The organism is Paenibacillus sp. S150 (assembly GCF_019352175.1).
Lineage (GTDB): Bacteria > Bacillota > Bacilli > Paenibacillales > Paenibacillaceae > Paenibacillus_AQ.
On record NZ_JACBYI010000070.1, the window covers coordinates 1 to 22,060 of the forward strand.

Annotated in this window: 22 protein-coding genes, 12 tRNA genes and 1 pseudogene; 19 read left to right on the forward strand and 16 right to left on the reverse strand. The window is 43.7% G+C overall.

The features are described from left to right. Positions 1 to 5 precede the first annotated feature (5 nt). From HYD27_RS30845 to HYD27_RS30900, 12 genes are all read left to right on the forward strand, one after another. Positions 6 to 79, forward strand: a tRNA-Met gene (locus HYD27_RS30845). Between the two features lie 76 nt (positions 80 to 155). After that, positions 156 to 233 (forward strand) — tRNA-Asp (locus HYD27_RS30850). A 185-nt stretch (positions 234 to 418) separates the two neighbouring features. Next, positions 419 to 494, forward strand: a tRNA-Phe gene (locus HYD27_RS30855). Between the two features lie 20 nt (positions 495 to 514). Then, positions 515 to 590, forward strand: a tRNA-Thr gene (locus HYD27_RS30860). A gap of 5 nt (positions 591 to 595) precedes the next feature. Continuing rightward, positions 596 to 681 (forward strand) — tRNA-Tyr (locus HYD27_RS30865). A 5-nt stretch (positions 682 to 686) separates the two neighbouring features. Continuing rightward, a tRNA-Trp gene (locus tag HYD27_RS30870) sits at positions 687 to 760 on the forward strand. 24 nt (positions 761 to 784) lie between these two features. Then, positions 785 to 860: transfer RNA gene (locus tag HYD27_RS30875), tRNA-His, on the forward strand. Positions 861 to 908: 48 nt separating this feature from the next. After that, positions 909 to 984, forward strand: a tRNA-His gene (locus HYD27_RS30880). A gap of 15 nt (positions 985 to 999) precedes the next feature. Then, positions 1,000 to 1,074 (forward strand) — tRNA-Gln (locus HYD27_RS30885). Positions 1,075 to 1,079: 5 nt separating this feature from the next. Further along, positions 1,080 to 1,154 (forward strand) — tRNA-Gly (locus HYD27_RS30890). 8 nt (positions 1,155 to 1,162) lie between these two features. Further along, positions 1,163 to 1,236: transfer RNA gene (locus HYD27_RS30895), tRNA-Cys, on the forward strand. A gap of 32 nt (positions 1,237 to 1,268) precedes the next feature. Beyond that, positions 1,269 to 1,347: transfer RNA gene (locus HYD27_RS30900), tRNA-Leu, on the forward strand. A gap of 44 nt (positions 1,348 to 1,391) precedes the next feature. Here the strand turns inward: HYD27_RS30900 and HYD27_RS30905 are convergent. The 7 genes from HYD27_RS30905 to HYD27_RS30935 all read right to left on the reverse strand — a co-directional run bounded on the left by HYD27_RS30905 (position 1,392) and on the right by HYD27_RS30935 (position 7,125). Next, the gene (locus HYD27_RS30905) at positions 1,392 to 2,336 is read right to left on the reverse strand and encodes a tyrosine-type recombinase/integrase (RefSeq protein WP_219221617.1); all 945 of its coding nucleotides are present in this window, start codon (positions 2,334 to 2,336) and stop codon (positions 1,392 to 1,394) included. A gap of 80 nt (positions 2,337 to 2,416) precedes the next feature. Beyond that, complete coding sequence (locus HYD27_RS30910; RefSeq protein WP_219221618.1) at positions 2,417 to 2,602, reverse strand: hypothetical protein; 186 nt, start codon at positions 2,600 to 2,602, stop codon at positions 2,417 to 2,419. A 51-nt stretch (positions 2,603 to 2,653) separates the two neighbouring features. After that, positions 2,654 to 2,959: a helix-turn-helix domain-containing protein gene (locus HYD27_RS32810; protein ID WP_220101820.1), complete on the reverse strand. Its 306-nt coding sequence runs from the start codon at positions 2,957 to 2,959 to the stop codon at positions 2,654 to 2,656. A 397-nt stretch (positions 2,960 to 3,356) separates the two neighbouring features. Next, a complete protein-coding gene (locus HYD27_RS30920; protein WP_219221619.1) occupies positions 3,357 to 3,545 on the reverse strand; it encodes a helix-turn-helix domain-containing protein in 189 nt (62 codons plus the stop codon). Between the two features lie 941 nt (positions 3,546 to 4,486). Further along, positions 4,487 to 4,897: an SDR family NAD(P)-dependent oxidoreductase gene (locus HYD27_RS30925; protein WP_219221620.1), complete on the reverse strand. Its 411-nt coding sequence runs from the start codon at positions 4,895 to 4,897 to the stop codon at positions 4,487 to 4,489. Further along, positions 4,875 to 5,201, reverse strand: coding sequence for an ArsR/SmtB family transcription factor (locus HYD27_RS30930; protein WP_219221621.1), 327 nt, complete (start codon positions 5,199 to 5,201; stop codon positions 4,875 to 4,877). Before HYD27_RS30930 ends, HYD27_RS30925 begins: the two co-directional genes overlap by 23 nt. Positions 5,202 to 6,189: 988 nt before the next feature. After that, a complete protein-coding gene (locus HYD27_RS30935) occupies positions 6,190 to 7,125 on the reverse strand; it encodes an AraC family transcriptional regulator (RefSeq protein WP_219221622.1) in 936 nt (311 codons plus the stop codon). A 197-nt stretch (positions 7,126 to 7,322) separates the two neighbouring features. On the opposite strand from HYD27_RS30935, the gene HYD27_RS30940 reads away from it, so the two are divergent. The 4 genes and pseudogenes from HYD27_RS30940 to HYD27_RS30955 form a co-directional block, all read left to right on the forward strand. Next, positions 7,323 to 7,430, forward strand: coding sequence for an Atu4866 domain-containing protein (locus HYD27_RS30940; RefSeq protein ID WP_228745442.1), 108 nt, complete (start codon positions 7,323 to 7,325; stop codon positions 7,428 to 7,430). Then, positions 7,427 to 8,632: an MFS transporter gene (locus HYD27_RS30945; RefSeq protein WP_219221623.1), complete on the forward strand. Its 1,206-nt coding sequence runs from the start codon at positions 7,427 to 7,429 to the stop codon at positions 8,630 to 8,632. The genes HYD27_RS30940 and HYD27_RS30945 overlap by 4 nt, the downstream gene beginning before the upstream one ends. A gap of 72 nt (positions 8,633 to 8,704) precedes the next feature. Further along, positions 8,705 to 9,358 carry an NAD(P)-dependent oxidoreductase gene (locus tag HYD27_RS30950; RefSeq protein WP_219221624.1) on the forward strand — a complete coding sequence of 218 codons (654 nt, stop codon included), beginning with the start codon at positions 8,705 to 8,707 and terminating at the stop codon, positions 9,356 to 9,358. Between the two features lie 156 nt (positions 9,359 to 9,514). Continuing rightward, a pseudogene (locus tag HYD27_RS30955) lies at positions 9,515 to 9,745 on the forward strand (aldo/keto reductase); the annotation flags it as partial. A gap of 342 nt (positions 9,746 to 10,087) precedes the next feature. On the opposite strand, the gene HYD27_RS30960 reads toward HYD27_RS30955, so the two are convergent. The 4 genes from HYD27_RS30960 to HYD27_RS30975 all read right to left on the reverse strand — a co-directional run bounded on the left by HYD27_RS30960 (position 10,088) and on the right by HYD27_RS30975 (position 14,243). Continuing rightward, entirely contained in the window at positions 10,088 to 12,172 is a 2,085-nt protein-coding gene (locus HYD27_RS30960; protein ID WP_219221625.1) for a methyl-accepting chemotaxis protein, read from the reverse strand. 428 nt (positions 12,173 to 12,600) lie between these two features. Next, the gene (locus HYD27_RS30965; protein WP_219221626.1) at positions 12,601 to 13,245 is read right to left on the reverse strand and encodes a peroxiredoxin-like family protein; all 645 of its coding nucleotides are present in this window, start codon (positions 13,243 to 13,245) and stop codon (positions 12,601 to 12,603) included. Between the two features lie 21 nt (positions 13,246 to 13,266). Continuing rightward, positions 13,267 to 13,959, reverse strand: a complete 693-nt coding sequence (locus HYD27_RS30970) for a cytochrome c biogenesis CcdA family protein (protein ID WP_219221627.1) — start codon at positions 13,957 to 13,959, stop codon at positions 13,267 to 13,269. Continuing rightward, complete coding sequence (locus tag HYD27_RS30975) at positions 13,959 to 14,243, reverse strand: thioredoxin family protein (RefSeq protein ID WP_010346776.1); 285 nt, start codon at positions 14,241 to 14,243, stop codon at positions 13,959 to 13,961. Before HYD27_RS30975 ends, HYD27_RS30970 begins: the two co-directional genes overlap by 1 nt. Positions 14,244 to 14,427: 184 nt before the next feature. Between HYD27_RS30975 and HYD27_RS30980 the strand changes: the two genes are divergently transcribed. Beyond that, positions 14,428 to 15,141, forward strand: coding sequence for a response regulator transcription factor (locus tag HYD27_RS30980; RefSeq protein ID WP_219221628.1), 714 nt, complete (start codon positions 14,428 to 14,430; stop codon positions 15,139 to 15,141). Further along, positions 15,138 to 16,172, forward strand: coding sequence for a sensor histidine kinase (locus HYD27_RS30985; RefSeq protein ID WP_219221629.1), 1,035 nt, complete (start codon positions 15,138 to 15,140; stop codon positions 16,170 to 16,172). The genes HYD27_RS30980 and HYD27_RS30985 overlap by 4 nt, the downstream gene beginning before the upstream one ends. Before the next feature lie 538 nt (positions 16,173 to 16,710). On the opposite strand, the gene HYD27_RS32280 is transcribed toward HYD27_RS30985, so the two are convergent. The 5 genes from HYD27_RS32280 to HYD27_RS31010 form a co-directional block, all read right to left on the reverse strand. Further along, positions 16,711 to 17,154 (reverse strand): hypothetical protein, encoded by a 444-nt coding sequence (locus HYD27_RS32280; RefSeq protein ID WP_228745443.1) that lies wholly within the window; start codon positions 17,152 to 17,154, stop codon positions 16,711 to 16,713. 52 nt (positions 17,155 to 17,206) lie between these two features. After that, positions 17,207 to 19,186, reverse strand: a complete 1,980-nt coding sequence (locus HYD27_RS30990) for a DUF6075 family protein (protein ID WP_228745444.1) — start codon at positions 19,184 to 19,186, stop codon at positions 17,207 to 17,209. Between the two features lie 176 nt (positions 19,187 to 19,362). Continuing rightward, positions 19,363 to 19,932, reverse strand: coding sequence for a ParB N-terminal domain-containing protein (locus tag HYD27_RS31000; protein WP_219221630.1), 570 nt, complete (start codon positions 19,930 to 19,932; stop codon positions 19,363 to 19,365). After that, the gene (locus HYD27_RS31005; RefSeq protein WP_219221631.1) at positions 19,932 to 20,249 is read right to left on the reverse strand and encodes a ParB N-terminal domain-containing protein; all 318 of its coding nucleotides are present in this window, start codon (positions 20,247 to 20,249) and stop codon (positions 19,932 to 19,934) included. The genes HYD27_RS31000 and HYD27_RS31005 overlap by 1 nt, the downstream gene beginning before the upstream one ends. Continuing rightward, a complete protein-coding gene (locus HYD27_RS31010) occupies positions 20,236 to 20,544 on the reverse strand; it encodes a ParA family protein (protein ID WP_219221632.1) in 309 nt (102 codons plus the stop codon). Before HYD27_RS31010 ends, HYD27_RS31005 begins: the two co-directional genes overlap by 14 nt. 183 nt (positions 20,545 to 20,727) lie before the next feature. Here HYD27_RS31010 and HYD27_RS31015 point away from each other — a divergent pair, with 183 nt between their 5' ends. Continuing rightward, positions 20,728 to 21,579: a helix-turn-helix domain-containing protein gene (locus tag HYD27_RS31015; protein ID WP_228745445.1), complete on the forward strand. Its 852-nt coding sequence runs from the start codon at positions 20,728 to 20,730 to the stop codon at positions 21,577 to 21,579. Positions 21,580 to 22,060 lie beyond the last annotated feature (481 nt).

The following is a 22,060-nucleotide window of genomic DNA, read 5'->3' on the forward strand; positions in this document are numbered from 1 at the left end:
ACTGACGCGGGGTGGAGCAGCCCGGTAGCTCGTCGGGCTCATAACCCGAAGGCCGCAGGTTCAAATCCTGCCCCCGCAACTTATTCCCCAAAAGTGAAGATATGCTTTGTAGCGTATTCCGATTACTTTCCGGGGACCCTGGCAGTGCTTAACGAGGAACCGTGGTGTAGTTGGCCTAACATGCCTGCCTGTCACGCAGGAGATCGCGGGTTCGAATCCCGTCGGTTCCGCCATCTTTATTTGCTTCAGGGATGAGAATCCATTACAGGGTTCGTTGGAGCATAAGCTTCGTAAGCATCACTTCGCAATCTCGCAACGAAGTGAAGAGTATCCCGCCTGTACCGCCATCAATAAATCGCTTCAGGGATGAGAATCCATAACAGGGTTCATTGGAGTATTAACTTGGCAACACTTACATGGCTCGGTAGCTCAGTCGGTAGAGCAAAGGACTGAAAATCCTTGTGTCGGCGGTTCGATTCCGTCCCGCGCCACCATTTTTCTTACAACTTAATATGCCGGTGTAGCTCAATTGGTAGAGCAACTGACTTGTAATCAGTAGGTTGGGAGTTCAAGTCTTCTCGCCGGCACCATTCTTGGAGGCTTAGCGAAGTGGCCAAACGCATCAGACTGTAAATCTGCTCACGTACGTGTTCGGTGGTTCGAATCCATCAGCCTCCACCATTTTTAGGGGCATAGTTTAAAGGTAGAACAACGGTCTCCAAAACCGTTGGTGTGGGTTCAATTCCTGCTGCCCCTGCCAAACTAATTTTAAAAGCTTAATATGGCGGCCGTGGCGAAGGGGTTAACGCACCGGATTGTGGTTCCGGCATTCGTGGGTTCGAGACCCATCGGCCGCCCCATTTCTTTTAAAATTATTAATTTCACTTATATTCTAAAAGTTTAATATGGCGACTGTGGCGAAGGGGTTAACGCACCGGATTGTGGTTCCGGCATTCGTGGGTTCGAGACCCATCAGTCGCCCCATTTCAATTTGAATATTGGGGATTAGCCAAGCGGTAAGGCAACGGACTTTGACTCCGTCATTCATAGGTTCGATTCCTATATCCCCAGCCATTTATGCGGACGTGGCTCAGCGGTAGAGCATCGCCTTGCCAAGGCGAGGGTCGCGGGTTCGATTCCCGTCGTCCGCTCCATTTTTTATGGCGCCATAGCCAAGTGGTAAGGCAAAGCTCTGCAAAAGCTTTATCCCCAGTTCGAGTCTGGGTGGCGCCTCCATTCTTTTATTGCGAATTCGTTCATATTTATGTGCCGGCGTGGCGGAATGGCAGACGCGCTCGACTCAAAATCGAGTGGGAAACCGTGGAGGTTCGAGTCCTCTCGCCGGTATTAACAAAAAGAGTTCATTAGAGATATTCTCTAGTGAGCTTTTTTTATTTGAGTTTTAGCACACCACTCATTGTTTGAGCTGAAGATACCTTCGTGTTGTACTCTAGATGAGAATAGATATTAGCTGTTGTTGCGTAATCACTGTGGCCTAGCCATTCTTGAACTTCTTTCATACTCACACCGTTAGCTAATAACAAGCTGGCGCAGCTATGACGGAGATCGTGATATCGGATATGCTTAAAACCATGTCTCTTCAGCAGAATGGGAAAATGCTGCGTAATGTAGCCAGGCTTAATGCGTTGGCCTAATGCATCGACATAAATATACTCCAGGTAGTCTGTGCAGTAAGTATTGCCATATGATAAGCGATCAGCTTCTTGTTGTTCCTTAATACGGATCAGTAGTTCATAGAACGTGTCCACTAGCGGTAGTGTGCGGCGACTCGCTTTGTTCTTGGTACGATCTTTTGCAATTTCAATGAATTTACCGTTTAATGTGCCGGAAGTAACGGTATGCTTGATTGTAATGGTTCGGTTATTTAAATCAATCACAGACCATTTTAAACCAACCACTTCACTTCGTCTTAATCCGTAAAAAGAAGCAAGGATGATGGAAAGTTCAATTTTTTCGCCACGGATTACTGCCAAGAGCTGATTCAGTTCTTCGGCGTTGTAAAAGCTTGCTACATAGTTATTCTTTTTTGGACGTTCCACGAGAGCAGCGGGATTCGCTATAATAAGCTTTGTTTTCATTGCGTACTGAAGGGCTTTACGGATATTGGCATGGTAATGAATAACGGTATTAGCACTTACACCTCGTACATTCATCTCGTGAGTGTAATATGTCTGTATGTCCTCTGTAGTCAAATCCTCAAGCATGATCCCTTTCTCGCGGAAATAGGGCTCTACGCGGCCTTTTACAGCGTTTGAATAGGAGATGTAGGTAATAAGTTCGATACTGTTCTTCATCATCTCTAACCATTGCAGCATGAAGTCTGCGAACAGCCTTTTGTCTTCATCAGATGATACGGCTGCTTTTGCTTCTACGGTATGTTTTTCAACTTCTTCTGTTAGTGCTTGTTCCTCCAGGTGATATTTTTTCTAGCTTCTTGAAGCAAGATTCCGGCTCTTTTTTTGTTGCCCTTTATCTTTAGTCCGGTAGGAATCCACTTTGGTTTTCGTCTGCCGTTATCGTCTTTACAGTTTAAGACGATATAGAAAAGGCCTTTTTTTTCTTGTAAGTGGCCTGCGATCATACCTGATCCTCCTTTGGTTAGCAGCCCACCTCTCAACCATTGACACCATAATTATATCATAGTAAAGACGGTGGTTAAACGCGTTAATGTGTTAAAGTTATTTTCGTGATGTAACTGTTGTGAATGCATCAATGATTGGAGGTAGGCGATAACCTGAATTTTGGGTATCTTGTATGCTCGTCCGATTTTAAAATGTGGGATGCGATTTGCTTGTAAAAGCTTATAGGCGCTTTTGGAACTAATTCCGCCGAGCATTTCGCATAGCTGGGGAACATTAACGACATCAGGATAGTGTTGGAATATGGATGTCAGAAGATGCTTTGTATCCTCCAACGATGGATGAGGTTGTTCTGGCATAAAAACTCCTTTCAATTGGATATGTATATGTACCGCGGCGGGCTGCGTGCACAATAAGAAGGCATGCTATGCTCTCACCTCCTCAAAGCTAAGAGTAAGTGCTGTTTCAAGCTGCTGATGGTAGGTCAGCATCATAACTCCGACTTTATGACGAAGCTCCCCCTCATCTGAGCGAGCTGCCCCCAATACCGTGACGTTGGCCGGGCAGAAGTATCATAATCCCTTTCTCTGGTTATGGCGATTCATCCCACCACAAGATGATTTTAGCCAGAGAGGTAGTCGCTCAAGCCCTAATAGAGAGCTATCATGGCGCTTCTGCTTCGGCGCTTCTGTTTTTAACAGCAGAGAAAGGAATGTACTTGAAACTAGCAGTATGTAATTATCAAAGAGCTACTTTCTACAAGAGGAGGTTACTAGCCCGATTAAGTTTAATAAATCCTCTTAATATTAAATGGGGGAAACCAATGTATTGGCCGTGATGCCATGAAAGTTTGTAAATTAACTTTTCATATCTTTCAAGTAGAAGTAGTTCGGCTTGCTTGTTACCACTTTGAGCGGATTGTAATAATTCAAATACTCCATTCATAACACGTTCCTCCTTCCGTTTATAATGACTGTACTGGACTTCAGAAGGGAGGACTACGAATATGTATTGAGCATGAGGAAAAGAACTACATCTTGCTTTTAAGTCTCTCCAAGATGCGTTGTTTAGATTTGGTAACAGCTTGCCTGCTAATGCCTAGAGTTGCAGCAATTTCAAGATCACTTAATCCTAAAAAGTACTAATGATAAACAAATTCTCGATCTTTCTGACTTAGACTTTGAATAGCTCCACGTACATTTTCCTGCAAAATGAAGTTTTCCTCAAAGGATTCTAGTTGAATATCAACGGTAAACTGTTGATGGTTTGTATGAAAGTATAATGACTGGATGTGTCGTGAGTCTTTTTCACATTTCCGATAATAGTCGCGGCTACTATGGTACAAGCAAGTTTGGATGTAGCGGCTGAAAACCTTTTCCACAGTGATATCGGTTTCAGAATAGTTAGTCATGTCAACAACTCCTCTCATAATTGAAATGGGAAGGGAGCGCTTTAAAAGCAACCATTTTCTGATATTTTTTATGTAAAATAAAAAAATCCACTTAATGTCGAAATAACTGGAATCATCCAGTATTTCAACATCAAGGGATGAAAGGCCATTATCAAAATAGGCTAGTCAGCTTCCAATTGGATGGATAACAATCGTCTCGAAGATTTCACCGGCTGAAATATTACTGATGACAATGCAAAAGTCGTAGGAATCAATGATTTTCATCTATTGTGGATAAATTGTTCGTCAAGTTAGGGACAAGTTTCTTTTGATTTGAATTGTCCGAAGGATGATTTTGTTCCTTATACGCCTCTGCTGGCATTCTTACCAAACATACGATATACAATACCAACAACAAATTTACGAGTGAAAAAACGGGGGATTTGCGCCGTCCAGAAATTACCTATCCCATCAATAAACGTCGTTTTCCCTTTCTCTAACGCGCGCAATCCTGTTTGAACGACCTGTGCAGGCGGTACATCCTTGCCCGGACTGCCAGAATTGCCCCCATTGCTTCCACTATATTGGTTTCAGTCCGACCGGGGTATAAAGTAACAACTGAGATTCCTTCCTTTCTTGTTTCTGCCGATATTGCTTCACCCCAAGAAATGATAAATGCCTTTGTTGCACCATAAACAGCCATGAAGGGCATCGATTGAAAACCTGCTGCTGCATTGATAATGGCTCCTTGACGTCGTTCAAGCATGTCTTGCAAAAAGAGATGCGTGAGGTTGACGACAGATAAAACATTTAATTTAATTTCATCCTGTTGTCTCTTTAAAGGCAATGTATCAAAGTAGCCATAAGATGCCACTCCTGCATTGTTAACTAAATAAAAGAAATTCAATTAAGAATTTAAGTTTCTTTAATTTACTTATAGAATCCAAATAATAGAAATTCATCGTTCCCTTTTTTCGTACATTGATAATTTCCGCTTCTTTCAATATTTTCAGTTGGTGCGAAACTGCTGGACGGGATAAGTTGGTTCGTTCTGTAATTTCCCCCACCCGCATACCAGGCGTTCGTGTACCCTGTATTAAAGTTATAATAATTGCTTGCCGGGTTTCATCACCAATTGCAGTTAATACCTTCTGATTATCTTTAAACGCTTTTAATAAATTTGCGTCGCTTTTAGAATCAATCATAACCATCCTCCCCTATAGTCACTGACCACCGGTTCAACGGATGGCTTGAAACTAGGGGCGGAACTGCAGACCATCCGCGTGATCCATACGTTCAAGCTAATTACCAAACTTTTCATCGGAGCTTCGTGAGTTATGCAGGCAGTACATGTTCAAATTTTTTTGACTTTACAACCATCCTACGTAACGGTGCTCCTTATTCAATTCTTCCATGCATAACATGGAGCTTAATATTTGAGTTAATTGGTTTAAGCGGTTGAGTGAATTCAGAATATCATGCATGCAATTTCAAGGCTACATCGGGAAAGAAAGTCGAGATGGTTGGGCAATATGTAACAGGCTATTTATGATTTTTGATATTCAAGTTTCAAAATTGATCAATAGCCGGTTTCAATCTTCAAAAGAAGATCCTTGAAACGTTTTATTATCGCAAATCCTAATAGATTACGCATAAAAAACATTCCTATATCCTTGTGTGATTTATTCATAGATTAATTCTCAGTTCCAATATTGGAAATGGAGCAAGCTGGACTAGTGTGAAATTGGTGATGATAATATGTGCCAAATGTAAGCCTATTGTGCCGTACTGTTTTTCCGTTGTGCTTGTAAGTTACTGTATGGGCTATTGTGATAACATCATTGCAAAAGCAGTGGGGAGGTTGGTATCGCGGCGGCAGCTGGCTGTATATAAGATGGGGATATAATAGGACTATACAAAAGGAACTCGAAAACAAAGGGTTTAACAGGTATAGTCCTATTTTTTTGTTCTTGAAAGGGGAGCTATCTCAAAAGGGAGTTAATATAGCGTTATTTCTGAAATGCTACTCGAACTATCTCTCGTTACATATGGAGATATCCGCAAGAAAAATAATCGTGCTGTTTAACCAAAGGGAGAAGGGGGATCGGTCACGGCAGCTAGTTTTGGTATTTGTTTGCCGTACTTCTTACGGAAAAAGAAGTTCCCAAAAGGAATTGAAAATGTATAGAATACCCTCTTTTAAGTATTTTGCGATAAAGCTAGCCGAAGCCGCTTAATATCACTAATGGGAGGTAATCCGAACATTCGTAAATATTCCCTGCTGAACTGAGAAGGACTGTCATACCCGACTCGAAAAGCGACAGTTGCGGCTTCAAATGATTCCGACAGTAATAAACTTCTTGCCTCCTGTAGCCTGATTTGTTTTTGATACTGCAACGGGCTCATGGCAGTTATGTCCTTAAAATGACGATGTAATGATGCAGAACTCATATTTGCGATCACAGCCATATCATCAATACGCAAATTCTTATCGTAATTTTTTCTAATATATTCGGTTACTTCCGCAATACGACAGAAATTGCTGTCTGCCATAGCAATTAATTTCAAAGCATCTCCCTGTTCATGACAAAGAATTCTATAGAGAATCTCACGGATTATTAATGGGGCAAGCACAGGAATATCTTTTGGGTTTTCCAGAAGTTGAACAAGCCTTACTACTGCATCAAGAAGTTTAAAAGGCATCTTACCCAAAAACAAACTGCGGCTGGATCTTTTTATTTTCTTTGGCAGAAGATCAGTTTCTTTCATAATGTCAAAAATAAGATTTGGGTCCAAATCCAGCCGGATTGCCAAATAGGGAAATTCACGCGAGGCTTGGGTCACTTTTCCGGTAATCGGCACACCTACAGACACAGCAAGATAGTCTGAAATGCCATACCGGTAACTTTCCGGGCCGAGCATCACTATCTTTTCTCCTTGAGCAACTATACATAAGGACGGTTTTTGAATATGACATATAGGTACTGCAATATTTGAATCACAAATGAGATGAAGGGATGAAATTTGGGTTTCATGGTCTCCATCAATACCAGAAAAACTCTTAATAAGTCTGGCTAGTTCATGTTGTTTTGTATTTGTGTATTTTTGGGGTGTTAACGTTATAGAATCCGTCATTTAGTTATCTCCTTTATCAGATTCTGTTAGTATACTCAGATAATGCGCAATATAAATGATAGTATTAGGCAAGAAGTTGATGTGAATATTATACTGTGTATTATAACCATTGGGCTATAATAAGATCAAATCACTTAGTGTTATCTATGTGATTTGAGATGAACATGCAATAATAGATAAAGAAAAGGAGTGGTATTATGGAACAAAATGCGAAAATCAAATATATAGGAATGTGGGTTATCGGCGATGGTTATATCCGGCAGGAACTTTTGCCTAACGGGGTATATATTGGAGGATTAAAATGAAGCAAATAAAAGAGAATCCTGCTGAGAAAATAGAACTAAATCAATTCTTGATTTTTTTGATGTCAATCGCCAGCGCAATTTGTGCAGCAAATTTATATTACGCTCAACCTTTGCTATCCAATCTTTCGGCCTATTTTCATGTCTCATCGACCGTTATCGGAATTTCGGCAACGATTATTCAGATTGGTTTCGCAATTGGATTGATTTTTATTGTCCCATTGGGCGACATGGTAAACCAGCGTTCATTAATTATCGTTATGCTCATCTGTTCGATGGTAGCATTACTGGAACTTTCGTTTGCCACAAATATTATATGGTTCACAATTGGATCTTTATTTGTTGGAATCACTTCTATTGCCCAAATGGTGCTTGTAACATTAGCAGCGCATTTGGCAAATCCGGCTTCCAGAGGTCGCATAATTGGCACTGTAATGACCGGATTGTTAATTGGAATGCAACTGTCACGTACTTTTAGTGGAATTATCGGAACATATTATGGCTGGCAAGTGGTATATCAGATTGCTTCTGTAATGATAGGAATACTAATTATTATTTTCTATTTTTACCTGCCCCAGTCCTCTCCTGGCACAGCTATGAGTTATGGTAAATTGATTGCTTCTTTGGGTAGTATAGTGCGAAATCAACCTATATTAAGAAGTTCTTCTTTGATAGGCGCAATGATGTTTGCATCCTTCAGTGCTTTCTGGACGACGCTTTCCTTTCTGTTGAAATCTCCTGTGTATAATTTAGGAGCGCAAACGGCCGGAATACTTGGGCTTATTGGTGCAGTTGGTGCTATAGCTGCCTCTATAGCAGGAAGGGTTGTAGACAAAAAAGGGTATTATTTCACGTTAACAATAGGAATCAGTCTTTCCATCGCAGGCTTCATGTGTTTCTGGATTTTAGGAGATCGGATGTGGGGGCTTATTTTCGGAATTATTCTGCTAAGTGTAGGTGTTCAAACCGCTCAAATATCCAATCAGGCAAAAATTAATACACTGGATGCCGCTTTACGCAGTCGAAATAATGGTGTTTATATGGCTTTTTATTTTATCGGTGGTGCGATAGGTTCGTTTTTGGGATCATACTTTTGGGGACTGTCCGGGTGGACGGGAGTTTGTATTCTTGGAATTACTTTTCAAATTATCGCGGCAGTAACGCATTTCTTCGGAGTCAAACATACTACTATGGCCCAAAATTAATAGGTCGGAAATTGAAAGTCAATTCGTGTAATAGCTTTATTTTCTGAGATATCCTCAAGGAGTTGATTGGTTATGAAACGTTTGTTAATTTTTGGGGCTACTGGACGAACAGGTAACTCCGTGTTAAGACAATTATTAGAATATGAGCATATTCAGGTGACTGCGGCAATACGAATCCCCGGCGATACTTCCAGACTTCCGAAGGCGGAACGGCCTATTCAAACTGCTATTGCAGATATAAATAGTCTTTCCAGTCTGCGGGATGCTACTGCAAATATCGATATCATTATCAATGCTATAAGGCTCCGAGAAAATATTCCACCAACAGCCCTTATCGAACTTGATAAGCGGATTCGGGAAGCATCCGGCAATCTGGAGAGTCGTTTAATTGTCACCGTGGGAGGCGCTGGTTCTTTATATGTGGAGACTGGTAAGCGATTTTGGCAAGACCCATCTTTTCCTAAAAGTACGCTACCCAGGGGTGTGGCGCATGCTAAACTACGTGATTATCTCAAAGAAATCCCTCAAGTAAACTCATGGGCTTACTTGATTCCGCCTCCGAATTATATTCCTACAGGGCTTCGTATCGGTTCGTATAATCAATGGAAGCCATCGGATGATGAAAGTGATTTTTTGAAAAGTAATATTAGTTATGAGGATTTTGCAACGGCTGTTTGTGATGCATCAATAGAGGAATGGATAGGGACACACCTCATTGCAAATTAAAGAACTGTCTTACTGGTTAGAATAAACAGAAATCCAAAGGTCATGGAAGAAATATTGAACACGAAGAATATCGAATATTTTTCACTCTCAAGACCTTTGCTAAGAAGGCCAGATCTAGTGAATGAGTGGCAAAGTCATAATTGAAACAAGATTATACCTGTTTTGCTTAAATTGGGAAAAAAGTACGGAAAGTCCCCCGCGCAGATCGTTCTTAGATGGGATCTGCAGCACGGAATTGTTACTACACCTAAATCCGTTCATGATGTGCGAATTCGTGAGAATGCGAATATTTTTGATTTTGAGTTAAGTGAGGAGGACATGAAGGAAATTGATGTCCTCAACCAGAATTACCGTTGGGGCCCAAACCCGGATAATTTCAATTTTTAGCAGAGATATCTTGCAAGAAATTCGAAAATCAGGTATATCGTGCTGACCCTTGACCCCGACACAGCACAGGGCGCTGACAGTAACTGTACTACAAGGACGGCATGATGGCTGCCGGAAAATGACTGGAGATCGAAGAAATATTTTAAAAAATGGGCGGAGTCCGCACTTTTATGAAAATTGGCTTTTTAGAACCTGCTTATTCAGCGATAACCCTTGATTTTGGTGCCCCCTTGTTAACTACCCTCGAATTCCGAGAGCCTGTGATGTAGTAATTATGTATAAGGCTCTTTAAGGAATCAAGGCTAAGAAACAAGGAGCCAGACAAGTGCAGCACAGAATTGTCTATTTCACTTTAAAACGCGATGTGAGCTGCTGAAGCTCTTCAGCAAGGCTCGTCAAATCTGTAGACGAGGATGCAACCTGTTGCATAGAAGCCAACTGCTCCTCGGAAGCGCCTGCAACCGTCCCGGCATGTCCTGCTGTTTTTTTGGCGATACCGGCGAGTTGATCCACTGCAGCGTTAATTTGCTCCGTCCCTGCCATTAAGCTCTGCGAGGATACGTATATTTGATTATTTTGGGCGCTGATACCAGACAAGCCTAACGTGATCTTCGCGAAGATGGCCTCAGCTTCCGCAGCCAACGCTGCTCCCTCGGCTACCTTTTTGCTGCTTGCAGCCATTGCATGAGAAGCATTCGCACTCCCCACCTGAACTTCTCCAATAAGCATACCGATGCTTTGAGCCGCCTCTTTTGAACGTTCAGCCAGTTTTTTCACTTCATTCGCCACTACTGCAAACCCTTTGCCATGTTCCCCCGCACGCGCCGCTTCAATGGATGCATTCAACGATAGTAGGTTGGTTTGGCTGCTGATCTCGCTAATAAAATGAACGATTTGGTCAATTTCGCCGGAACACTGCTCTAATTGGGCGATCACTTTTAAGGTAGCAGCATTGTCCTGCTCCAGTTCCTGCAGGAATAAGGCCGCTTCCTTCATCTGCATTCCGCCGTAATTGGCCCGTTCCGCCATTTTTGTCATTACTTGCGATGAGGTTAAGGCATTATCTACAATCTCTTCAACCCCGCTAGACATAGCTTCCATGGAAACAACCGTCTCTTCCATCGACTGCATCTGTGAATCAGAACCGGAAGCGACCTCATGGATAGCGTTAGCGACGCTTTCCGTTACTTTGCTGCATTCTTCGGAGCTGGCACTGAGCTGCTCTGAAGCAGAGGCGACATGAAGAGAGCTTTCCCCGATTTTGGACAATAATTCCCTCAGTTTTGCAGTCATGACGTTAAGATTACCCGCCATAGATGCAAATTCGTCTCTGCCCGGGATAACCAATTTTGAGGTCAAATCGCCGTTTGCTAATCTTTCCGATAAGGCGTTCACTTTTTGCAGATTACGCGTAATGATGACACTGTAGAGCAGAATAGAGAATATCATAACTGCCAGTCCAGAAACCGAAATGACGGAAATCCAAAGGAGCAAGGAATTTAGCGGACGGAACAGTTCGCTTTCGGGAATAGTCAGCGTTAGCAGCCACCCAAGCCCATCCAGCTTCTGATAGAAAACACGATAGCTTTCGTCTCCGTCCGTATAAGCCAACATGCCACTGCTTCTGTCCAACATTTCGTTGGCCAGGCTTGCAAGTTCGGAATTGGGCTCATCCGGCAGCTTTATTGTCATCACTTTGTCGGCGTCCGGTCCTGCCAAATAGTTGCCTTGTCCATCATACAGAGTCGCCCAGCCTTCAGCGCCAACCTCGGTATTTTTAACATATTGCTGAATCGTGTCCAAATTCATATCTCCGGTCACCAAACCCATCAAGGTATCGTTTTCATCAAAAAAGGGTATCGAAAAGGTGACCAGCGTCATGTCCATAATGTCATCATAATAAGGAGATGTTACGCCTGCTTGAGTCTTGTAATCACTGTACCAGCTTTGTGTATGATAATCGTAGGCGGAATCGTTGAATTGTTCAGAGGTTACCAGTTCTCCCGCTTTACGATAGACGTAGGCTGAAAAATATTTGTGCATCGGGTCGTACCGCTGGGGTTCAAAAAATACACCCATGCCCGTAATATCAGAATTGCTGGAAATCGTACGGTTCAACATGGCTTCATATTGTTTCTGGGTAAATGAAGTGGATTGTTCCGCAATCGTGCTCGCCATAACTTCCGGAAGCATGCCGCTATCATTTAAAAGGGAAGCGATTTGTCCTGCAACATCACCTAACTGGGAATCCATCCGCTGCTGGATCTGGTCCTGGATACTTTTTTCGGAGTACCAATAGGAAAATCCTGTGATGGAAATCAGCGTCAGGATAATTGCCGGAAGCAAGGTGGCGAGCGTTTTGGCCCGTACTGTGCGAAATGGGAAAAACGTTATTTTGACTGATTTTTTCAACGATGGTAGCTCCATATGAAACTCCCCCTATTAGATCTGTACTATGTAGCTTGAACGGCTGAGCCTCCTGTTCATTAGAACAGATATATCAAGGTTATTAACCGTAATTATTCGTAAATCATCATATCTTGTAGATTAATCGTAGACTGTAAAAGCAAAAAAATTGGGACGAAGAGAATTCTTTGTGGTAAAAAGGGGGCGCTTGCGGCCAATAACCGGTGATAAACCCGCGCTGGACGGCTGAAGCCGTTCACGGTGTGAGCGGAAAGCTACCCGCGCCGCAGCAAAGGAAATAGCGAGAGGCACAGTTGCTACATCCGTTGTGCCTCCCGCTCTCAATCAATTCCAGGTCCGCAGTTGCTACTTATAATGGTTCAGTCTAATACTTTATGTTTACAGCATAATAGCATCTGCTCGATGCTTTGAGTCGTATCGATGTCAGTTCACAACTTCCTTAACTCATCCAGAATATCTTCTGGAGCCAAGCGCTTCATAAAATCCGGATTAACATATGCGGAACGGATTATGCCCGACTCATCAATCATGAAGGTGGAAGGAATGGGAAGAATCCATCGATCAGTCGCGTTGTATTCAGTCAAATTCATGTTGAACAGGTTCGTCATGAGTTCCTGAATGTATGGTGGTACATCGTACAAAATATTGTAAAAAGCAGCCACCAGACCGTTCGTATCGCTCAGCACCTGAAACTGCAGATTTTCCTTCTCTTGATGGGAGAGCGTATTGTCTGGGCTTTGAGGGCTAACGGCGATGAGCCTGGCACCCAACGCTTCAATCTCCGGTAGCACTTTCTGATACGCCCGGAGCTGCGAGTTGCAATAAGGACACCAACCTCCGCGGTAGAAGGTTAGAACGACTGGTCCTTTGACCAGTTCGTCGTACAAGTAGACGGGGAGCCCCATGGAATTTTTGAGCATAAAATCTTTTGCCTTCTGCCCTTCCTGCACGCCGTACTGGATTCCCGACTCCTGCTGCTCCCGGATCAAACGGAACATCTCAGCCTGGACTTCTAGGGGTGAATGGGCGATAAATTGTTGTTTCAATTCTTCTAGCGTTTGTGTCAATGACATGAATGATTCTCCTCCTGTTATTTATTTTAGAAACCCAACGATCAGCAAAACGATGCCAAGTGCAATTGAGAGGTAGCCGGCTATTTTCTTTACAGGGCCGCTCCATTTTGACAATTTACGCAAAATGGAGATGGAAAAGATTGCAGCAGCTGCAAGTAACAGACCTTTCCCCAACGAATAGGTAGTCATGAGCAACGCTCCGTGAAGCGGACTTCCCTGAAGTGCGATATAGCTAATCAACGCGAAAAAAATTGGAATTGCGCAGGGTGAAATGATTAGTCCATAAGGAATCCCTATCTTGAAAGCAGCCATGTTGCTTTGATGGAGATCCGGCTGATTAAGCGGCTTTTGGAAGGTAGGCATTGCGAATGAAATGACACCAAGCAATTGCAGTCCGGCCAATATGTCAAAGAGGGGGGGAGCCCAGGTTAACAAACGATATTTCTCAACAAAGGGCAGGAATTGGTGTCCGAGCAGCGCGAAGATCAAACCAGTCAACAGCGAGGTAACAACCATACCCAAGATAAAGTAGATAGCTATCACACCAGCTTTTCTTTTATCACCAGCTGCTCCTTTCTGGGCATAACCAGCAAACATAGCAAGCACAGGCATATAGCATGGCAAAACTGCGCTAACGATTCCGACGATGAACACAAGGATATAGGTAGCGGCTGAAATTCCACCTGTAATTGTGAATTGATATAAGTTCTCCATTATTTTCTCCTTTCGTTTAGTGGATCAGATTCATGGTTGAGCAGTTCATGCACTCGTTCATAGAGCTTAGGCAGTGAGGGAACAGAGACAAATTCTGTTTTCCCGTTGATGAGAATCGCTCCAGCACTGAAAATGTTCAGTTCCAGGAGACGTTCAAAATGATCAATCACACTCAACTCCTGAGTCTCGATTTGCGGAAATTCTACCGCCACTTGCTTAACAAGCTTTAGCGCTTTTTGACAAATTGAACATCCTGGACCAGCGGATACAACTTCAATTAACAATTGAACTCCTCCTTCTTTCCATTTCGTTAAGTATCCTCCTTCGAGGAAAGGTTTGATTTTATTATAAAGTTTACGATGTTAAATCCTTGTTAAGTGGATTCCGAAAGACTGAATGATTTTCCTCGTATCGCGGAATAATGTGTGATATTCTATTTTCATTGTCATAGAAGAAGGGAGTGGTGATATGCGAATTCTCATTGTCGAAGATGAGGAGGACCTTTCACGTGCGTTAGCCAAGGGTTTAAGAAGAGAAGGTTATGCAGTGGACATCGCTATTGACGGGCTAACTGGGTGGGAACTCGCAGATACCAATGATTATGATGTGATTCTTCTTGACATCAATCTTCCGGAACTAGACGGCATTTCACTTTGTCAACGAATTCGCCAGTCCTCGTACCATAACGATGTTTTTATTCTCATGCTGACAGCTCGCAACCATCCGGACGAGGTAGAAGAAGGACTCGATTCAGGAGCGGATGACTACCTTCGTAAACCGTTTATGTTCAATGAGCTGCTTGCCCGCATAAGGGCGCTTCTTCGTCGGAGTTCATCCGTGAAAAGCACCGTCCTGCAGTTCAATCAGCTTACCCTTGATTTGAAGACAAAGGAAGTCCGGTTCGAGGATGTTCTTATTTCATTAACGAAAAAAGAATTTGGTTTGCTCGAATATCTGATGCTGCATCCCGACGAGATCATTTCGTCGGAAAGACTTCTTGAGCATGTTTGGGATATCCATGCAGACCCCCTTTCTTCAACGGTTCGGGTTCACATCAATTCTTTGCGCAAAAAGCTCTCGCACCATGATCCAAAAGCAGGAGAAGAGTATATTCAGACCGTTCAAGGTTTTGGATATAAATGGGCTCTGAGCAAAGCTATAAAGAAAGAGGCAATGACATGAGGCCATGGAAGCGGCTTTCACTGCGTGCGAGATTGACGCTGTTTTCTGTGCTTTTTTTGGGGATCTTGATTACTCTATATGTGGGTATAGAGTCCTTAATCACCGTTTACAGGATCTTACCCGAAATGCAGGGGCGACTTATAAGCTTGCTGGTCGTATCAGGAGGTATGGTTCTGAGCGCACAATGGATCGCAGCGATTACTCTGAGGCCTGTGAAACGGATGAGTGAAACCGCTGCTGGAATAACGGCAGCCACTTTGAATCAACGTCTAGAGATTGAACAACTTCATGATGAATTGAAGAAGCTCGGAATCGTATTCAATACGATGCTTGATGGGCTGGAACACTCTTTTAAACATCAGGCTCGTTTCGTTTCCGCAGCCGCGCATGAATTAAGAACGCCACTTTCCATCCTGCGCACGAATCTTGAAGTGACAGGGGACAGCGATGGCGTTGAGCTAAGCGAATGGAGAGATTACAGGGCGGTAACAGAGCGTACGCTTGCCCGCCTAGAGTCACTAACGGAGGATTTGTTGCTGCTGGCTGACGGCACGTATGATCGAGAGCATAGCGAGGACAAGGTTGTGGAGCTTGCCGGCATTCTTGCAGAAGCAACATCTTTTATGGAACCGATGGCAGTCAAATACGGGGTGACACTTCATCTAATGGAACCCTGTGATGCTTTGGTTAAGGGGGAAGAAAATTTCTTATTCCTGGTCTTTCGAAATCTGTTGGACAATGCCATCCGGTATAATCGTCCCAATGGGAACGTTTCACTGCAAGTATCGCAGGAAGATGGACAGGTTGTGGTCCGGGTTTCGGACACGGGGAAGGGAATACCCTCTTCGTCAAGGGATCTGATTTTTGAGCGGTTTTATCGAATCGACTCGTCAAGAGCACGTAGGAATGGCGGAGCTGGCTTAGGTCTATCGATTGTCAGGCATTTGCTTGCGTTTTCCCAGGGAACCGTTGAATTGGAGACAAGTTCCCATTTAGGAAGTGTGTTTAAGGTTACGTTAATACAGGGTTAAGAAGCTCGACATCACTCTAATCTTCCTAGATGGTGGAATACCTCATATGCAATCCTATTAGTTATCTCAGCTATAGCATTTTTTGGAGTTATGATGATGCTTAAAGAAATGCTTATAAAGAAAAATAAACGAGAAAGTATAATTACAAAGAAATTCAAGAAAAAAATTAAAAGTATATTCGTTAAATAATAGAAATTATGTGGCAACAAAATTGAATGCCGTGTATTTGATGAAGATACCGAGCTGCTTGTTTATAGTCAGAGGTTCTGTCTGGAAGAGTTAATTTGCCAGAAGGTTGGAAAGGAGGAGTAGGGGAAGTTTAATGTTGTGATAAGTCTGTAGTCATCAAGTACGAAACAGCCTCTTTAAAACTCATATGCATGATAAAATCAATTGTACCGCCATATGTGTCCGTTGAAAAATGATAACATTTATTGTTATTTCTAAAAAGTAGAGCCCTCCACTTTGTATTGTATGGAGGGCTCCGAGCCCGCCGCTTTTGAGGGTGTAGCCCTGGGATCTGGTGAGGTCAATTAAATTAATTCATTAGTCTTAGAATATGGTGACCCACGGTAAAAACCATCCTATCTAAAGTGATAGAAAACTCCTGAATCCGGTGCTGTTCAGCAAGCTCCCAGTCTGCCTGATACTGCTCCAGCTTTTCCGCACAAGAAGCCAATACTTGCGGGTAATGCTGGTTGAGCTGTCTTTCCAGCATGACTTGCTCGTTGTGCCAATTTGTTTTAAGTAGCTTGAGACGGATGACTTCATTGTCCACTTCCATCTTTTCCGCCAGCATGGGATTACCAACAGCAGCAGCCTTTACCTCAGCAGCGGAAAGAACCGTTTCGTCGGCGTCCTGACAGGAGCGTGAAATGCTTCTTCCCGTCATGACCTGCGAAATATAGCGTAACTTTTGCTCCTGGATTTGCCATAAGTAACTATCGAAATTCTCTTTGGTTACATAGCGGAAAATCCGCACCGATTCATTCTGGTTGCCTTGCCGTAGAATGCGGCCATCCCGTTGAATGATATCAGAAGGTCCGCCACGGACAGTCGATATGATGGGCAGTGATGAGCTTCGTTTGTATATTAGTCCCGGTTCCCATTTTTTGCGTGGAGCCTAACAGAATGCGGACTTCGCCGCGGCGTACCTGCTCAAACAAAGCCTCTCGTGCTGCATCAGTATTGACATCATGAATAAAGGCGATTTCCTGCTCTGGAATGCCACGAAAAAGCAATTGGGATTTCATTTCATCATACACATTAAACTGCCCTGGTTTTGGAGTGCCGCTGTCGCTGAAAATCACTTGGGTTTGTCGATCAGCTTGCGCCTCCTGCCAAATATCAAATACGTTGTTAATACAAAGATTCAGTTTGGACATTGGATCAGCAGGGGCGTCCTCATGGACCAGGCGCGGGTCAATTGACATGAGCTTGGCTTCATGAGTTAGCTTGAGCATATTGTCTTCTTTAGCATCAACCTCATTGTTCCGAATTTTTTCAGCTCGTTCAACAAACTCATCCATCATCTGCTCTTGATAGCGGGAGCGGTTACTGATGATAACGCTTGCCTTATCGCCCTCTAGCCGTGGAACGGGGAGCTTTAGCATATCGGCAGTTTGAATATCGGCAACGAGACGAAACATGCTCATCAGTTCCGGTAAATTTTGAAACTTAGCAAAACGGGATTTCATACGGTAGCCACTGCCTTCGGGTATAATCTCCAGAGAAGAAACAACCTCGCCAAACGTTGCCGCCCAATTATCGAAAAAGTTTAGTCCTAGCTTTTGCAGCAAGTGGGGCTGGAGAAAACGTTGCATGACATACATTTCAGACATGCTATTGCTAACCGGTGTACCTGTAGCAAAAACCACTCCACGTCCTTGATTCATCTCCTGCAAGTATTGGCATTTCAGCAGCATATCGGTAGCTCGCTGGCTGCTGGACTTGCCGATTCCGGCTACATTACGCATTTTGGTAAAGGTGAAGCAGTTTTTATAGGCATGAGCTTCATCGACAAATAGCATATCCACGCCGAGCTGTTCAAAGGTGAGCAGGTCGTCCTTCTTGCTTTCATTCATCAACCGTTCCAGGCGGGATTTTAAGTTGTTTTCAAACACAACCATTTGCTTAATGCTCCAGTTATCTCCTTTTTCTTTTTTCATCTGGTTAATCATATGGGAGACGTTGCGGCTTTCATCTTGCAGGAGTTGCTCTTGACGATCACGGGAAATGGGGATTTTCTCGAACTGTGAATGACCGATAATAACAGCATCGTAATTGCCCATTGCAATTTTGGAAACGAATCGCTGTCGGTTAGCTAAGCTAAAATCCTTTTTTGTGGTCACTAAGACATTAGCAGAGGGGGAAAAGCGTAAAAATTCGTTTGCCCATTGCTCCGTCAAGTGATTGGGTACGCAATATAATGGCTTGTGAACTGCACCAATCCGTTTCAAATACATTCCGGCTGCAATCATGGCCGCCGTTTTGCCAGCACCGACTTCATGAGCCATAAGTGCTGTACCAGAGTAAGTAATGCGGGCAGCTACATCTTTTTGGTGTTTGCGTAGACTCATTTCCTGTTGTTTTGTTGCCCAGGAGCTTCTATTACCTACATTTAAATAAGCCAGCATGTCCTCTCCGCTTCGCACTTCGGTAGGAACTGCATCTTTGTCGGGCATAAAAAAAGAACCGCTTGATGGCGGCTCGGATGAGATGGAGGAGAGAGGAGTGACTTCGGTTATCGTGGTCTCAGAATGATGTCGTTCATCACCAGTTCCTCCTGTTCGACCTGCTGCATTTTCATCATCAGATTGCCCTCCATCTGAAGCCTCCAAGCGAATCGCTTGTTCTTCGTAATCGTACAGATCGCGGATATGCTGGCGTGTTTGCGGCGTAAGCCCAAGTGAGTAAAAGAAAGCTTGGCGGTACGGATCATTTTGGCTGTGGGTCATACGAATATTGCCTTCATAGAATTGCTCATGCTCAATGTCTTTAAAGATTGGCTTCATGATCTTGTTCCTCCTTGTGTTCATGGGATAATGCGGGCTGCTGTTGATGCTGATGGGTTAAAATACAGTTCCAGCGCCTTATCGATGATTTCCTCAACTTCGGATGCCTTGCTTTGGGTAGTGAAATATTTGGCATAGACTTTATGCTTCAGCTTGAAAGGCTGCGAAGTTTGATTTCACGGCTTTCGTGTCGCTTCGCCGGATAAGATTTTATTGGTCTGCTCGGCGGTGAGTTTGCCGGAATAGTCCTGTAAAAGCTCCGTCTTTTTCATATCCACTTTATAGCCGTTTTCCGATAGGCTCTTTTCTACAGCACTCTGCTCGTTTCCTAATAAATAGGAGAGATGTACGGCACTGCGCAAGGGCAATTCCCCTGCGTCGGTTCGTTGTTTCAACTCAGGGATAAGCTTGTCTATTCTCAGCAGACGGGAAACGGAATTTTTAGATAAACCGTATTCCGAAGCAACCTTATCCCGACTGGTTGGCCTCTGCCCCATTGGGGCAGAGGTTTCGTTTTCCTTGATGTACTGCGGGTTTTCCAGCTTTTTAAGTTCGTCAATAATGTCATTTCGTTTCCCTTGCGAGAACATTTCAGAGTAGCGCAGAGTCAGCACTTTCGCTTTTTCGGAGGTTAACATATCAGAAAAGGAGCGCTGCAATACATTGGTTTCCACAACATACATGAGGGCTTCTTCGTCGGTAAGCAGTTCCTTTATAATACTAGGAAGTCGATCCATACCGATCATCAAGCGGCATTCATGCGATTATGTCCGGCCAGCATTTCGTATTCACAGCCATGCTCATCTTGTTCAATCTTCTGTACAATGACCGGCATCAGAACACCATTCGCTGCTATGCTGTCTGCCATATCGGACAGCCGTTCTCCTTCATACAAACGGAACGGGTGATTCTTAAAAAATCTTATTTTATTAATCGGAATAGAATGAATAGCTCCCTGAGATGAAGGAGTAGAATCTGTCTCTGTCGTTGGTTGCTCCGAGAGCTTCAATAAATCGTCGATACTGCCCAGCCTGGGAACCATGCGTTGTTTAGGCATTGCCATGTTGGATCAGCTCCTTGGCCAGATTGTGGTAGGCAGTGGCTACCTTGGATTTGGGATGGAAATTCATCAGGCTCTGGCTGTAAAAGTTGGCTTCCCCGACTTTGACGGACAGGGGGATTTGGGAATCAAAAATACGAATGATTTCCCCGTAGTAATCCTGTACCAGCTTGAAGGCTTCTTTGTAGAGATTAGTGCGGGTATCGCACATGGTCATAAGAATTCCTTCAATGGTAATAGCGGGATTGATACGTTTCATCACTTTCACAATAAATGTGATTTCCAGTACTCCGTTCAATTCGTATACCTGTTTTTATCATAGAAGACTAATTCTTCACCATTCTTGATGAAACAGCCGTCTCTGAACTTTTTATGTAGTTTCAGTGTCTGCATTCATGTTAATATGGTAGCAAAAGCAATGTGAAATTGGGCGGTCCTTCTCCGGCCGGTAAAGGTTCTGTCCTAAAGGATGTGCATCAGATTGAATACGGGGAAGAATTTCGTAGCCAGCATAGAACGGTTTATGCCGCATACCTTTCAGGCCAAACAGGGCGAAGGCCTGTTCATGTCGCATGCCCATGAGTATGATGAATTGACTCTGATACTGGAAGGGGAGGGCTACTACAGCTCTGCTGAACAAAATATCAAGGTAGCGGCGGGAGATCTTATTCTCATCTCTTCCGGGACCCATCACGGCTTCGTCTGCACGCAGCCGTGGCAAGGAATATCCGTGCACTTTTTCTACAGCCGAATGCCTGCTTACAGCCAATATCTTTATTCTCAGGCTTTCCTGAATTCCACTCAGATCAGAATGGCCCACCTTAATGAGGAGGACCGGATTTGGGCAGAGATCAGCCTCTCCCGGATGGAGAAGGAATGGCACATGAAGCCGGGCTCAGATCTTTCCTACGATCTGAGGAGGATCGTATTTGAAACGGTCCTGCTGCTGTTCCACAGAAATACGATAACCGCGCAAGCCCTGGAGAAAACAACGGATAAAGAGATTTTCCAAGAGGTGCTGAAGGAAATACACAGAAGCTATAATATGCCGATTACGATCAAGGAGATCGCCTCCCATCATTTTCTCTCGGAGAGTGTTCTGCGCAAAAAATTCTCTCAAGCGCTCGGTATTTCTCCCAAGCAATACCTGATTAATCTGCGTTTGGAGGAAGCCAAAAGGCTGCTGCAGCAAACGGACAAGCCCATCGATTCCATTTCCAGCGCAGTCGGCTTCACTTCCTCCAGCCGGTTTTACGAGCTTTTTGAGAAATCGGTCGGAGTTACTCCCCTCACCTGGCGCAAGCAAAATCAGAATCTGCTCCCGCATAATTGAAACCACCTTTGGGTGGTTTTTATTGTATAGGAAATTATGAATTTCTTTTGCTGGGAATTGTGGATAAGATGTGCATAAAGCTGGGGATAAGTTGAAATGTGTGGTAGTGGTAGCCGTGCTGAACCTGCGGATTCTGTTTTTCAGGAGGAAGCGCGAAAGTAGGGGGCTAACCGAAATCGCGAGGGTATGGTATATGAATGGAACCGGAGAACCTGAAAACGCTGATGGAACGCAAGGAGGTTCATAAGGAACGGAAGCGAAGTGGAAAAAGTAACACTAATAGGCTGGAATTCTGGATTTAACGGGCTTTAGTGGGATTTTGTACACTTAATAGAGGCCCACTCCCTCCAAATGGGGTAGCGTCAAGAAGTTTGTGTAATTATCTTTAAGGGTTGTAGGATATCCATTGGGACAATGGATAGGAATGGTTTTCAAGGGTCAGGGGGGATCCCCCCTGCGAAAATTTCCTTTCATATCCAGT